This is a genomic window from Streptomyces sp. NPDC057638 (assembly GCF_042800315.1).
In the GTDB taxonomy this organism is placed as follows: Bacteria; Actinomycetota; Actinomycetes; order Streptomycetales; family Streptomycetaceae; genus Streptomyces.
In genome coordinates, this window is record NZ_JBHVHF010000079.1 from 1 (window position 1) to 14,039 (window position 14,039).

The 14,039-nt window shown below is 75.1% G+C and carries 11 protein-coding genes; 6 read left to right on the forward strand and 5 right to left on the reverse strand.

The annotated features are described in order from the left end of the window. Nucleotides 1–273: 273 nt before the first annotated feature. Both ACFVIM_RS14005 and ACFVIM_RS14010 read right to left on the reverse strand, forming a co-directional pair. Nucleotides 274–1,746, reverse strand: coding sequence for an FUSC family protein (locus ACFVIM_RS14005; RefSeq protein WP_384300971.1), 1,473 nt, complete (start codon nucleotides 1,744–1,746; stop codon nucleotides 274–276). A 695-nt stretch (nucleotides 1,747–2,441) separates the two neighbouring features. After that, complete coding sequence (locus ACFVIM_RS14010; protein WP_384300952.1) at nucleotides 2,442–3,629, reverse strand: isoaspartyl peptidase/L-asparaginase family protein; 1,188 nt, start codon at nucleotides 3,627–3,629, stop codon at nucleotides 2,442–2,444. 240 nt (nucleotides 3,630–3,869) lie between these two features. On the opposite strand from ACFVIM_RS14010, the gene ACFVIM_RS14015 reads away from it, so the two are divergent. Together ACFVIM_RS14015 and ACFVIM_RS14020 are read left to right on the forward strand one after the other, a co-directional pair. Then, on the forward strand, nucleotides 3,870–5,102 hold the full coding sequence (locus tag ACFVIM_RS14015; protein ID WP_384300953.1) for a hypothetical protein: 1,233 nt from the start codon (nucleotides 3,870–3,872) through the stop codon (nucleotides 5,100–5,102). Nucleotides 5,103–5,603: 501 nt separating this feature from the next. Continuing rightward, nucleotides 5,604–7,175: a GMC family oxidoreductase gene (locus ACFVIM_RS14020; protein WP_384300954.1), complete on the forward strand. Its 1,572-nt coding sequence runs from the start codon at nucleotides 5,604–5,606 to the stop codon at nucleotides 7,173–7,175. 87 nt (nucleotides 7,176–7,262) lie between these two features. Here the strand turns inward: ACFVIM_RS14020 and ACFVIM_RS14025 are convergent, their stop codons facing one another. Then, nucleotides 7,263–8,033, reverse strand: coding sequence for a type 1 glutamine amidotransferase (locus ACFVIM_RS14025; protein ID WP_384300955.1), 771 nt, complete (start codon nucleotides 8,031–8,033; stop codon nucleotides 7,263–7,265). A 367-nt stretch (nucleotides 8,034–8,400) separates the two neighbouring features. Here ACFVIM_RS14025 and ACFVIM_RS14030 point away from each other — a divergent pair, with 367 nt between their 5' ends. From ACFVIM_RS14030 to ACFVIM_RS14040, 3 genes are all read left to right on the forward strand, one after another. Beyond that, nucleotides 8,401–9,561: a YncE family protein gene (locus ACFVIM_RS14030; RefSeq protein ID WP_384300956.1), complete on the forward strand. Its 1,161-nt coding sequence runs from the start codon at nucleotides 8,401–8,403 to the stop codon at nucleotides 9,559–9,561. Nucleotides 9,562–9,739: 178 nt separating this feature from the next. Further along, nucleotides 9,740–10,231, forward strand: coding sequence for an Lrp/AsnC family transcriptional regulator (locus ACFVIM_RS14035; RefSeq protein WP_384300957.1), 492 nt, complete (start codon nucleotides 9,740–9,742; stop codon nucleotides 10,229–10,231). Between the two features lie 73 nt (nucleotides 10,232–10,304). Continuing rightward, nucleotides 10,305–10,994, forward strand: a complete 690-nt coding sequence (locus tag ACFVIM_RS14040; RefSeq protein ID WP_384300958.1) for an HAD family hydrolase — start codon at nucleotides 10,305–10,307, stop codon at nucleotides 10,992–10,994. A 226-nt stretch (nucleotides 10,995–11,220) separates the two neighbouring features. Here the strand turns inward: ACFVIM_RS14040 and ACFVIM_RS14045 are convergent, their stop codons facing one another. After that, entirely contained in the window at nucleotides 11,221–12,420 is a 1,200-nt protein-coding gene (locus ACFVIM_RS14045) for a globin domain-containing protein (RefSeq protein WP_384300959.1), read from the reverse strand. A gap of 446 nt (nucleotides 12,421–12,866) precedes the next feature. Further along, on the reverse strand, nucleotides 12,867–13,331 hold the full coding sequence (locus tag ACFVIM_RS14050) for an RrF2 family transcriptional regulator (RefSeq protein ID WP_384300960.1): 465 nt from the start codon (nucleotides 13,329–13,331) through the stop codon (nucleotides 12,867–12,869). 98 nt (nucleotides 13,332–13,429) lie between these two features. On the opposite strand from ACFVIM_RS14050, the gene ACFVIM_RS14055 reads away from it, so the two are divergent. Continuing rightward, nucleotides 13,430–13,879: a hypothetical protein gene (locus ACFVIM_RS14055; RefSeq protein WP_384300961.1), complete on the forward strand. Its 450-nt coding sequence runs from the start codon at nucleotides 13,430–13,432 to the stop codon at nucleotides 13,877–13,879. The last annotated feature ends 160 nt before the right edge of the window (nucleotides 13,880–14,039 follow it).

The window sequence follows — 14,039 nt, forward strand, 5'->3', positions numbered from 1 at the left end:
GGGCACCCGTCGGACGGGGATCAGCGGGTCAGGCGGCCTCGTGGGCGGGGAGGATCCCGGAGCCGCGCGCCGCCCGGCCCGCCGGTGCCCAGGGGCGGGCTTCGGGCAACAGGCCCCCTGAGGCCGCCGCGGGTCAGCGGCCCCGGAACGGGCTTCTGGCAGGGCTGCCCCGCGCCCCCTCGGAGGGGGCGCTCGCCCGCCGGGTCAGAAGGGCGGGCCGGGCAGGCCGGGTCAGGCGGGCCGGGCCAGACAGGCCGCGCCAGGCAGGCCGCGTCAGGCGGGGCGGAGCGGGACGTAGAGGGCGGACAGGGCGCGCTCCAGCGCGTGCAGATGGGCCAGCGCCGCCTCGGCGCGCGGATGCGCCCCGCCCACGGCCGCCACCGGCACGCCCGGCGCCACGGACGGCACCAGCGCGTGCACGGCCTCCTCGACCCGTCGGCAGGCCGCCACCAGCCGCTCGTCATGGGCGGCCGTCGCCTCCGGTTCGGCCGCGATGGCCGACAGGCCCCGGACCTCGCGCGCGCACTCGTCGAGCAGTTCCATCACCCGCAGAGCGCGCTCGCGCCGCGCCCGCAGCGGGCTGAGCGGATGGACCAGCGGCGCGAGCGAGAGCCGCACCCGCGCCAGCAGCGGCTCCAGCCGTGCGACCAGGGGCGCGGGGTCGGCGCTCTCGTCCCCGGCCAGCCGCCGGGCCGCGGCGGCCGTGCAGCCGTGCACACAGGTGACGGCCTGCTGGATCCAGGCGCTGTTCGTGGCGTGCGTGGTGACGGGCAGGACCAGGGCGACGGCCAGCGCGGCGCACAGCGCGCCCACACCCGTCTCCGCGAGCCGCAGCGCGAGGAGCTCCGCGTCGAGCACTCCCAGCAGCCCGTAGAGCAGGCTGGCCAGCACGGTCACGGCCAGCATCATCCAGGAATAGGAGACGGCGGCGGTGTAGAAGATGCCGAACACGCAGACGGCGGCCAGGGCGGCGGTCGGCAGGACCGCGCCGTGCAGCGGCAGCGCCGCCACGAGGCCGACCCCGACCCCGATCACGGTGCCGAGCACCCGGCGGAAGCCACGGACCAGCGTCTCGCCCCGCGAGGCGGTGTTGACGAAGATCCACCAGGCGGCGCCGACCGCCCAGTACCAGCGCTCCTCGGAGAGGGCCTGCCCCACCGCGAGCGCGAGGGCGCAGGCGACGGTGGCCTGGACGGCCTGCCGGGTGGTGGGCCGGGCCAGCCCCGTACCCGGCAGCGCGGGCGGGGCGGCGGCGGGCGGCGTACGGCGCTCGATGGGCCACAGGACGAACCGCACGGCGGCGGCCGCGAGCAGCGACAGACCGAGGGCGGCGTACAGCTCGGGGAGCTGGGCGGGGAGGGTGCCCAGGAACTGCGTGACGAAGAACGTCATGAAGGCGAAGATCCCGAGCGCGTGCCCGCGCGGACCCCACCGCCGGGCGTAGACCCCGGCGAGGACGATGGCCAGGAAGACGGCGTCCCGGGCCGGGGGAAGGCCGTGCAGTGTGGTGGCGAGCGCCAGGACCGGGAAGCCCGCCAGGGGCAGCAGGGCCGTGGTGACCCGCTGGGCGGACACGCTCGCGTCGGTGACCGTGAAGAGCGCCAGCAGGGCCGCGAGCCCTCCGGTGATCGACGCGGTCAGGGAGAGCCCGGACAGCTCACAGACGGCGACGGCGGAGGCGATGCCGATGACGGCGCGGGTCGCCTGCCGCAGTCTTATTCGCCCCGGGTCCGGGGCCAGGAACATGCTCTTCACGGCGGTGTGCCGCCCCCCTCGCGGTGGTACGCGCCGCGCCCGGGTCCGGCCAGGGGTGGTGGCGGGCGCAGGGGCACGACGAAGGCGCCGCGGTCCGGACCGGCCTCGTCGCTGGTCCGGCGCTACGCGGCGCCGCAGTTCGTTGGATACCGCACAGATAACCATCCACCGGCCCGGTGGCTCAATAGTCGGCTTCAGCGGTGGGCCAATGGCGTGGCGTATGCGCTTTCCCGACAGCCATCGGAGGGCCATCGGTCCAGCCACCGGCCAGTGGCACGGAGATCGTCCGCCGCGGGCACCGCGCCGAGAGACCTCCGGCGACCTGGCGGCCGGATGCCCTGGCCGACCGGACGCCCTGACCGGCCGGGCTCGCCGGCCAGCCGAACTCGTCGGCCGATCGGACCCGCTGGCCGCACCGGTCTGGGTCCCTGGCCATCGGACACCCGCACCGGCCGGATCCTTCAGCGGATCCACCCGTAGCTCCCTCGGTCGTGGACGTCGGCCGACCGGGTCCGTGGTGCCCGGCGGGGCCCGCGACGGCCAGCCGCCGGAATCCCCGGTGATCGGCCAAAGGGCCCCGACCCACCCGAAATCCCCGGCGATCAGCCAGCGGCCCCGGCCCACCAGGCGTCACCGCCCCCGCGCTGTCCGCGCCGGTCCGATGTCCTCACCCACCGCCCGGCCCGTCAGCTGTTCGCCGGGGACTCCTGCGGATAGATCTTGGTCACCAGACGGCCGTCCCGGGTGAGATAGCCGTGGAGCATCCCGGGGCTGCTGTGCGGGGCGTCGAAGTCCCCGTTCGGGGCGAGGGCGATCACCCCGCCCTGGCCGCCCAGCCGGGGCAGCCGCTCGACCACGACCTCGTAGGCGGCGGGCGCCACACCGAGGCCCTTGAACTCCATCAGGTTGGCGATCGTGGCCGTCGCCGCGCCCCGGATGAAGACCTCCCCGGCCCCGGTGGCGCTCGCGGCGACCGTGCCGTTCTTGGCGTAGGTCCCGGCGCCGATGACCGGGGAGTCGCCGACCCGGCCCGGGAGCTTGTTGGTCAGCCCCCCGGTGGAGGTGGCCGCCGCCAGGTCGCGGCGGCGGTCCACGGCGACCGCGCCGACCGTGCCCGTGGACCGGGCGTCGGCGAGGGCCTCGGGGGCGCGGGCGGCGCTCGTGCCCCCGCGTTCGGCTTCCTTGGCCCGCAGGAGCGCGTCCCAGCGGGCCTGGGTCCAGTAGTAGTCCTGGGTGACGGTCGCCAGTCCGTGCCGGGCGCCGAAGTCATCGGCACCCTCGCCGGAGAGCAGGACGTGCTTGGACTTCTCCATCACCAGACGGGCGCCGTCGATGGGGTTGCGCAGGCTGCGCACCCCGGCGACCGCGCCCGCCGCCAGGTCGGCGCCGCGCATGATCGAGGCGTCCAGTTCGTGTTCGGCGTCGGCGTTGAAGACCGCGCCCTTGCCCGCGTTGAAGAGCGGGTCGTCCTCCAGGACGCGGACCGCCGCCGCGACGGCGTCCAGGCTGGTACCGCCGTCGTCGAGCGCCTTCTTCCCGGCTCGCAGGGCGTTGGCCAGCCCGTCCCGGTACGCCTGCGCCCGCTCGGGCGGGGTGGTCGCCGGGTCGAGCGCGCTCCCGGCACCGCCGTGGACGGCGAGGACGACGTCCCGGGCGTCCGGGCGCGGCACGGGCCGCCCGGGGGACCCCGCCGTCCCGTCCTTCCCCCGTACCTCACCCGGTTCCGCGAGCGCGGCGGCGGTGGGCGCGGAACGGCCGTCGTCCGCCTCCGTACCCGGTACGACGGTGAGCGCGGCGGCGACGGAGACGGCGAGCAGGGAGGGCACCAGCCAGGGCGTGGCACGGCGGAACGGAGAACGCGGACGCGGACCCATACGGGGACTCCAGAGTCAGGGGGTGGTCAGCTCTCCGCGCGGACTCTACTGACATGCCCATGCCCACACCAGGGCGCCGCTACCGGGGTGTCACACGGCCTCCCCAGAAGATCACCGCATCCGGGAACCCGCCTCGCGCCGCGGACAGTCACAGGGCGACGCGTCATGATCCGGGCCGGGCCCGGCGTGGTGCGTCGGTCCGTTCCTGACCACTGATCACCCCGCTCCGAAAGGCAGCCAGTGAAAGCACCACGCACCGCCCGCACCGCCCTCGTGATCGGCGTCGCCGTCGTGATGGCGGCGGGCTCCGCCCCCGCGTTCGCCACGGCCCAGGCCCCGTCGCCGTCCCAGGCCCCGGCCACCACCGACGCGGCGGCCGATCCGCGTGCCCCCTGGACGACCTCGACCATCGCGCGCGCCAACAGCATCGCCCTCAGCACCACCCGGGTGAGCGCGGACATCACCTGGACCTCGGGCATGGTCCTCAAGCCCCGGGGAGACGGTGACTTCTTCTTCGACCCGACGATCTGGGAGCGGGACGAGCGCAAGGGCAACGGCTGGCGCAAGCTGCCGACGGCCCCGGTGAAGGACCCCAGAGGCATAGCCCGGTTCAACGACGTCGACGCTACCTCCCCGCGCGACGCCATCGCCGTCAGCGACTACACCAAGCCGTCCAAGGGGATCATCACCCAGCGTTGGAACGGCACGTCGTGGCGGAACGTCATCGCACCGGCACCCAAGGACGCCATCACCGCGGGATTCGTCGCGGTGGACGCCCGCACCCCCCGCGACGCGTGGGCCGCGGGCTGGGCCCAGGTGCCCAGCGGACCACAGAAGAGCAAGCCCATCGGACAGCTCCAGCACTGGGACGGCACCCGGTGGACCCCTGCGGAGCTGCCTGACGCGGGCGAGGGCAAGGACGGCGGCTGGGTGTTGAACGACGTCACCGCGCTGGCCCGCGACAACGTGTGGGCCGTCGGCTACGCCTTCAACGCCAAGGAGTCCAGGGCGCTCCTGCTCCACTACGACGGCCGCCGCTGGCGCAAGGTGGACGCGCCCGTCCCGGCCAGCGTGCGGGTCCGGATCGACAGCGCGGCGGCGGCACCGGACGGCACCGTGTGGGTCGCGGGCAGCGGGGTACGGCCCAACGGGGCCAAGCGCGGGGTGGTCCTGCGGCTGAGCAAGGGGAAGTGGACCCAGGTCAAGGTGCCGGCCGACGTCTGGGAGCTGCGGAACATCGCCGTCTCCGGCTCCTCCCCGGTCATCCTCACCGACACGACCGAGACCGCGGGCCCGGTGGCGCTGCGGCTCTCCGGCTCCTCCTGGACCTCGCTGAAACTGCCGGACCGGGGCCCGAGGTCCACCCCCTCGGACATCACGACGCACGGCCGTACCATCGACGTCACCTTGTCGACGCTCCGCGAGGGGACCGACTTCACGGGTCCGACGGAGGTGCTGACGACCCGCCGATGACGGTACGGGGGTGACACCCCGGGTGCGCGCCACGGCCGTGGCCGGGCAGGACACCGGCCACGACGGCACGGCGGCGCGCACCCACCCGGCGCACACCCGGAAACCCGTTCGACATCTCCGCCGTGTCCGCCTAGCCTGCGGCCATGTCAAGCCCCGAGGCGTCCAGAGGCTAGCCACCGGTCATCCGGTGGCTGATCGTCAGCGCAGGCGCGCACACGACCCGATGGGGATGTGCGCCTTCACCGCGTCACCGCTCCCGGGAGCCGGGCCCACCGCCCGGCTCCCCGGATCCGTGCGCCTCTCTCCCCTTCGCTGACCCACCACCGCGATGCCCGCCTCCGGGCTGGACATCGTGTCGCCACGCCCCGGGCCGCCGTGGACACGGCGGCCCTGGCGCGTCCGGGCGACTCCAGCCCTCCTGTTATCGCCATACATCCATGCGTATCACCGCGTATGCGAACAGAACGCACGCCGTCGTGTGTGCGGAGGGAAGGAACAACCGTGGGTCACGGATATGACCAGGGATGGGATCTGATCGTCGTCGGCGCGGGGTCGGCGGGGGCGCCGCTGGCCGCGCGGTCGGTGGCGCGGGGGAAGCGGGTGCTGCTGCTGGAGGCGGGACCCGACCACCGCTCGGCACAGCTGCCGGAGGTATGGCGGCTGCCCAATCCGCTGCGGGCCCTGGGCGACCCGGCCGCCACCGGGGCGCTGCTCCAGCCGGGGCTGCTCGCCCGGCGGACCGGCGAGCAGCCCGCGCGCCCCTATATGCAGGGCCGTGGTGTCGGCGGCGGCTCCACCGTGAACGGCCAGATAGCGATCCGGCCGCCGCTGGCGGACTTCGAGGACTGGGCGCGTGAGGGCTGCGCGGGCTGGTCGCCGCGTGAGGTGCTGCCGTACTTCGCCCGGCTGGAGGACGACCGCGAGTTCGGCGGCGCGCCGGGGCACGGCCGGGGCGGTCCGATCCCGGTGCGGCGCACCCCCCGGGCCCGGTGGGGCGCTGTGGACCGGGCGCTGTACGAGGCGGCGCTGGCCGCCGGGTACGGCTGGGCGCCGGACGTCAACGCGCCCGGAGCGACCGGGATCTCCCCGTACCCGATCAGCGCGGACGACGGCGGGCGGGTGACCACCAACGACGGCTATCTGGAGCCCCTGCGGGAGAACCCGCTGCTCACGCTCGTCTGCGACGCCGTGGTCGACCGGGTGCTGCTGTCGGGGCACCGCGCGACCGGAGTGCGCTACCTCGCCGACGGGGTGGTACGGGAGGCACTGGCCGACCGCGTGGTGCTCAGCGCGGGCGCGGTCCACTCGCCCGCGATCCTCCAGCGCTCCGGGATCGGCCCGGCCGGACGGCTGCGGGCGCTCGGGATCGCGGCCACCGTGGACCTGCCGGTCGGGGAGGGCCTCCAGGACCATCCCCTCAGCGCCATCGGGCTGCCGCTGGCGGCCCCCTGGGCGGCCGCGCCCGAGGACCGCTACACCAATGTCTGTGTCCGGTACGCGGGCGGCGGGCCGGGCGCGGGACCGAACGACATGATGTTCGTGGCCTGCAACCAGAACGTCCTCGCCCTGGCCACCGCCGACACCCGGGCGGGCGCGGGCGCCTTCCTGGTCTGGCTCAACCAGGTGTTCTCCCGTGGCGAGGTCCTGCTGACCTCGGCGGATCCGCTGGCCCAGCCCCTGCTGGAGCAGCGGATGCTCTCCGACGGGCGGGACCGGGAGCGGTTGCGCGCCGGAGTGCGCGCGCTGCTGGAGCTGGCCCGCGCCGGGAACGTCACCGCGCTCACGGACGGACGGTTCGACGAGGTCAACGCGGAGTTGCTCGCCGTCGTCGACGACGACCGGGCACTCGACGGCCATCTGCTGCGGACCGTCACCGACGGCCAGCATCTGACCAGCAGTTGCCGGATGGGCGACCCGGCCCACCCGGCGACGGTGGTCGACCCGGGGTGCCGGGTGCTAGGGACGGAGGGGCTGTACGTCGTGGACGCGTCGGTGCTGCCCTCGTGCCCCCGGTCCAACACCAACCTGGTGACGATCATGGCGGGTGAGCTGATGGCGGACCGGCTGGAGTGACGGTGGGCGCCCCGGGGCGCCGCCCGTCCCGCGCCGCGCGGGCCCGTCCCCGTATCCGTCCAAAGGAGTACGGGGACGGCCCGCGCGTCACACACGGCGCTGGCGCACCACCGCGGCCCAGGCGCGGACGGCCTGCGTCCATATCGCGCGCAACTCCGGCTCGGCCGCGCGGACCGAGGCGACCGCCGCGTCCGGGTCGCCTCCCGCGCGGGCCACCGACGGGCCGTCGGAGCGGGCCCACACAGCGACGTCGTCCGCGAGGACCTCGGGGTGGAACTGGAGCCCCCAGGCGCACTCCCCCGCCCGGAACGCCTGGTGGTGACAGTCGTCCCCGGTGAGCAGCGGCACCGCGCCCGGGGGCAGGGCCGCGATCTCGTCCCAGTGCCACTGGGCAGCGGGGGCCCCGTCCGGGACCCCGCCGAACACCGGGTCGGCCGAGGCGGCGGGCAGCTTCCGCAGCGGTACGGCGCCGATCTCGGGCCCCGCCCGGCGAGGGGTGACCGTACCGCCGAGCGCGGTGGCGAGGATCTGGCCGCCGAGACAGATCCCGAGCACCGGCACACGGTCGGCGACGGCCTCCCGGATCAGCGCGCGGACCGCCGGGAGCCAGGGCGCGGCGGTGTCGTCCTCGCAGTTGACGGAGCCGCCCAGGACGAGGAGTCCGCCATGGTCGCGCGGGGTGGCCGGGAGGGCGTCGCCCGACCAGGGCCGGCGCTGGTCGAGGGCGAGGCCCTCCCGGGTGAGTTCCGCGCCGACGAGGCCGGGGCCCGCGCCGTTCTCGTGCCACACCACGAGAACGGTGGGGACGGCGGGGGTGGCGGAAGGCCCTCCCGCTGTCTCGTTCCGTACCGCTGTCACAGCCGTCCCGCCTCCGTTCATCCGCTGGGAGAACCGCCGGCGTGCTCCCGCCGGAAGGTTCGCGCGTGCGCGGCCGCGGGGCCGTTCCAGGCCCCGCCACCGCACACACGATCGAGAGGACCCCGGCGACCGGCCCCGGGTCAAGGGCCGCGGTGATCCCGTCCGGGCGCGGCGGCCAGCACACCGACCCGCGCATCGGCCCGCACACCGACCCGCGCATCGGCCGATCGGATGACACCGGGGTCGTCCGGTCGGCGCGCGCGGGCCAGCGTGACGGCGGCCGGGACCGCGGTCGCGATGGCGCAGGCTGGGGAGAGGACCCGTCGTCCCCGTCCGGGGAGGGCCGGGCACAAACCCAGGAGGAGATGTGGCAGCGTTCGTCCCGAGGCCGTCCGGCGGCCGCCGTCCGTGGCGCGCGCTGGCGGTCCCCGCGCTCGCGCTGGCCCTCGTCGGCTGCGGCGGTGGCGTCACCGGGGCGAGCGGCGCCGAGGAGGCACCGTCCGCCGCCGCGCCGACCGCACCGTCGTCGCCGCTCCCCCGGGACACGGCGGGACGACCGACCCCGTCCGGCACCCTGCTCACCGCCGACTTCGGGGCGGACACGGTGACCTTCCTCCACCCCGAGCGGGGCCCGTTCGCCTCGGTGCGGGTCGGCACGGCTCCGTACGGACTCGCCGTCGGCGCCGACGGCCGGGCGTGGGTGGCGACCGCCGAGGGGGTGGCCGTGGTGGACACCCACACCCGCGAGAGCCTCGGGCGCGTCCCGTACCGGACCCAGGCCGGTCCGGTGACGGACGGGGAGTACCGGGGCGGCGGCATGGGCATCGCGCTGGCACCGGACGGGAAGCGGGTCTATGTCGGGGTCAATGTCCCCGGCGGGCCGGGTGTGCTGGAGGTGCTGGACACCCGGACCCTGCGGATGGTCGCGTCCGTACCGGTGGGTCTGCGCCCCTTCGATGTCGACGTCTCACGGGACGGCCGCGAGGTGTACGCCACCAACCACGACTCCTTCGACGTCACGGCGGTACGGGCCGACTCCCTGGAGACCCGCCGCTTCGAAGTGGCGCCCTACGGCACCGAGGGCGGGCTCGGCTCCTGGCTGAAGCCGCACTACGCCGCCGTGCGCGAGGACGGCCGACTGCTGCTCCCCTTCGAGGGCGAACGGCTGGCGGTGCTCGACCCGCGCACCGGGCGGGTGACGGTCGAGCCGATGACCGCCAACACCCACCAGCACGGCGCCGCCCTCACCCCCGACGGCACCCTCCTGGCCGTCGGCACCGGCCCGATCGGCTCCGGCGACCGCGAGGCGTCGCTGACGATCCGCACACCCGACGGCCGCGAACGCGTGGTCCCGCTGGACGGCGCGCACGAGGACGTCGCCGTCTCGCGCGACGGCCGGACCGCGTATGTCACCGGCGGCTTCACCCGCGACGGCTCCTGGGACGGCCTCACCGTGGTCGATCTGCGCGAGGGCACCACACGGAAGCTGCCCGGCGGCTCCCGCCCGCTCGGGATCGCGGTGCTGTAGTCCCGGGCCCGGCCGGTACGGAGGGTCCCGGCCGGGCCGACGCGGCCCCCCTTCGAACGGCGGACCCGGGACCGCCCCTTGGTAGGGTCCGGGCACCACGCGGATCCCACCGACCAGAACGGATCCCACCGACCAGAACAGACCGCACGGACCTCGCAACGGAAAGGCGCTGCCCGCCATGGCGGTGGACGCACTCGACACCCGCATCCTGCGGCTGATGCTCGAACAGCCGCGCACCAGCGTGCGGGAGTACGCCCGTATCCTCGGCGTCGCGCGCGGCACCCTCCAGGCCCGGATCGACCGGCTGGAGCGCAACGGTGTGATCACCGGCACCGGCCCCCGGCTCTCCCCGGCCGCCCTGGGGCACCCGGTGCTCGCCTTCGTCCACATCGAGGTGACCCAAGGGCATCTGGACGAGGTCGGGGACGCCCTGGCGACCGTGCCGGAGATCGTGGAGGCGTTCTCGATCACGGGCGGCGGGGATCTGCTGACCCGGGTCGTCGCCCGGGACAACGGGCACCTGGAAGATGTCATCCAGCGGCTGATCCGGCTCCCGGGCGTGGTGCGCACCCGGACGGAGATGGCGCTGCGGGAGCGGGTGTCGCACCGGCTGCTGCCACTGGTGGAGTCGGTGGGACGGGCGGCGGGGCCCCAGGGGCCTGCTCCCTGACCCAGCCCGATCCAGCAGACAGGCCCTCAACCCCCCTCCGGGCCCGCACCGTCCGCCTTGGCATGCTGGGATCATGAACAGCACACGCACCACCTCGGTCATCTTCGATCTCGACGGCACGCTCGTGGACAGCGAGGTGAACTACTACGAGGCGGGTCGGCGGCTGCTCGCCGAGTACGGTGTCACCGGCTTCGGCTGGGAGCGCCACACCGACTTCATCGGTGTGGGAACCCGGGAGACCCTGACGGAGCTGCGCGCCGACTACGGCATCGACGCCCCGGTCGACGAACTGCTGGCGGGCAAGAACCGGCACTATCTGGAGCTGGCCGCCGCCTCGACCCCGGTCTTCCCCGAGATGCGGGCCTTCGTGGAGCTGCTGCACACGGCCGGGGTGCCGATGGCGGTCGCCTCCGGTTCCTCCCGGGCCGTCATCGAGACGATTCTCACCACCACCGGGCTGGCCGCGTACTTCCCCACGACCGTCTCCGCCGAAGAGGTGCCCCGGGGCAAGCCGGAGCCCGATGTCTTCCTGGAGGCCGCCCGCCGCCTGGGCACGGACCCGGCCGACTGTGTGGTCGTGGAGGACGCCGTGCCCGGCGCGGAGGCGGCCCGCGCGGCCGGGATGCGCTGTGTCGCGATCCCGTACGTCCCGGCGACGGCGGGCGAACCGGCCTTCCGCGCGGCGGACCTGCTGTACGCGGGCGGCCAGGACGCCTTCTCGGCCCGCGACACCTACGCCTGGCTGTTCCCGGCCGGACGGTGACGGACCGGCGGTGACGGCCACCGCCGTGCGGCCGGGGCCACCCGCGACGTCTTTGGCCCTGACGCCCTCGCCGCCGTCCTGGCCTCTGTCCCCGGCGGCCGGCCCTGCCCGCCGTACGGCCACACCGTCGGACTCGCCCGGGGCGTGCGGCCGGGTCGTCCCCGCCGTCGTCGGCCCTTCCGCGCGGCGAGTCCTCTCCGTACGGCCGTACGGAGGGATCCCCCGGCTACGCCTGGCCGAGCCAGTGGTCGGGGCCGAACACCTCGTACCGGATGTCCGCCGCCGCGACTCCCCGTGCCAGCAGCTGGGCGCGGACCGCGCGCAGGAAGGGCAGCGGCCCGCAGAGATAGGCCACCGTGCCCGGCTCCACCGCGAGTCCGCCCAGGTCGACCAGACCGGTACGCTCGGCGGGCCAGGGGGTCTCCGGCCGCTCGTACCAGAGGTGCGCCTCGGCCGCGGGCAACGCGGCGACGAACCGGTCCAGGTCGGCGCGGAAGGCGTGGGAGCGCGGGGAGCGGTCGCCGTGGACGACGGTGACGCGGCGCGGCGAGCGGCGCGCGGCGAGATGTCCCAGCATCCCGATCATGGGGGTACAGCCGATGCCCGCCGAGGCCAGCAGCACCGGGCCGTCGCCGTCGTCCAGCGTGACATCGCCGAAGGGTGCGCTGAGGTGGAGCGTGTCGCCCACGGCGATCCGGTCGTGCAGATGGGCGGAGACCTCTCCATCGGGGATGTCGCCGGGGGTGCCGGTGACCCGCTTCACGGCGAAGCGGAGGCCGCCGTCCGCGTCGCCGCCGACGAGGCTGTACTGACGTATCTGGCGGGCGCCGTCGGGGAGTTCGACCTGGACGGAGACATAGCCGCCGGGCCGGTGGGCGGGGACGGGGGCACCGTCGACGGGCCGGACGAGGAAGGTGGTGACCTCGTCGGTCTCGGCGTGGCGGGCGACCACCCGGCACGCGCGGGTGACCCCGGGCGCTCCGCCCGCCGTGGCGTACAGCCGCTCCTCGATGGCGATCAGCGCGTTCGCCATCAGCCAGTACACCTCGTCCCAGGCGGTGGCGACCTCCTCGGTCACCGCCTCACCCAGCACCTCCCCGATCGCCTCGAAGAGATGGGTGCGCACCACCTGGTACTGCTCGCGGGTGACGCCGAGGGAGGCGTGCTTGTGGGCGATCCGCTGGAGCATGGCGTCGGGGCGGACGTCGGGCCGCGCCACCAGCGCCGAGGCGAAGGCCGCGATGGAACCGGCGAGTGCCTGCCGCTGCTGACCGTTGGCCTGGTTGCCCCGGTTGAAGAGGTCCCGCAGCAGCCCGGGGTGGGCCACGAAGAGTCTGTCGTAGAAGATCTCGGTGATCTCGCCGATCGCGCCACCGACGGCGGGGAGGGTGGCACGGATGGTCTCGGCGGACTTCTCGGAGAGCATGGGGACTCCAGTCGTGGGCGTGGATGGAACGTGATCATTCGTGCGCGGTGATCCCCGATGGGCGCCGGGCCCCGGCAGGGTCCGCCACGGGAACGGGTCCGGGCAACGGGCCGGACGGCCATGGGGCCGGGCCCAAACGCCGCCGGTCCCGGACCGACCGGACGCCGGACTGGAGGCCACGGACCTCGGGCACGGACCGGCCGGACGCGGAACCTGAGGCCACGGACCCCACGCACAGACCGACCGGACGCGGAACCTGAGGCCGCGGAACCTGCCGGAGCCTGGCCCCTGGCCCCCTGTGGATCGCGGGACCCTGGGATCGCCGGACCCGAAGCGGCTCGGTGGCGCTTCGCGTGCGTGGGTTCGCGTGTGCCGTGGGGCCTCGGGTGGAGCGGGCCGACCCCGCCCGGTCGCACCGGGACCGGGTCCGGGCGGGGTGACGGGGGTCAGCCGTCGGGGTGGGCGGCGGGCGGCGCGGCGCGGCCGGGCAGCCCCAGCAGCAGCGCACCCGTCGGCTCGCCCACCAGTTCCTCCACGGAGAGCGGGTCGAGCACCCGGTAGAACGCCTCCTGGGCCTCGCGCAGCACCCCCCGCAGTCGGCAGCCGGACCGCAGGGGGCAGGGCGGATCGTCCTCGCAGCCGACGACGTCCCCCACCCCCTCCAGCTCCCGCACCAGCCACCCCAGGGAGCCCGTCCGCCCCTGGGCGGTGAGCCCGAGGCCGCCGCCCCGCCCGCGCCGGGCCTCGACCACACCGAGGTGACGCAGCCGGGTGACGACTTTGGCCGCGTGACTGTAGGGAACGCCGACCGCGTCGGCCACCTCGCGGGTGGTCGGCGCGGTCTCCTCGCCGAGGACGGCCAGCCTCATGGCGATGCGCAGGGCCAGATCGGTGCCTTTGGTCAGTCGCACGAGCCGACCGTAACTAATACGAATATGAGATTCCAATTCAGGGGGTGCCTCCCGCGCCAGGGGAAACGCTTCGGTAGGGTCGGGCGAGGAGGTTGCGCATGACGAGGACGAGCCGGGGAGCGCGGGCGGCCGGTGCCTGGGGGCACCTGCTGCTGATCACCGTGCTCGCGCTCGGCGTCTTCGCGATGCACACGACCGGCCATCCGGACGACGGCTCCGGCATGGACCACACCACGAGCGCCGCGCCCGCCTCCCCCGGCGCCCCGCCGACCGCGCCGGGCCATGGGTCCGACGGTCCGGCCGGAGCGCCGGACCCGTCGCCACGGGAGACCACGACACCGCACGACGAGGGCATGGCCATGGACATGTCCTCGCTCTGTGTCGCCGTCCTCAGCGGCTGGGTGCTGGCCGTCGCGCTCCACTCCGCGCTGAACCGCCGCGCCGACTGGCTGGTGCGGCTGCGCGCCGCCGCCCTGGCCGTGGCCCGCCCCCAGCCCCCGCCACCGCGCGCACCCGACCTCCACAGACTGTCGATCCTGCGGACGTAGGCCGCGTCGTGGGGATCGCGCCGGACACCCGTGCCCTGAGGGCACTCGTCCGGCCCGACCCCGCAGACCCGGCCCGAGCCGGACGGCCGGTGGGCGCCTCGCGCTGCCCGCCTCTCCCGTTCGGCCACTCCCTCACGCAGAACGACACGAGGTCCCCTCA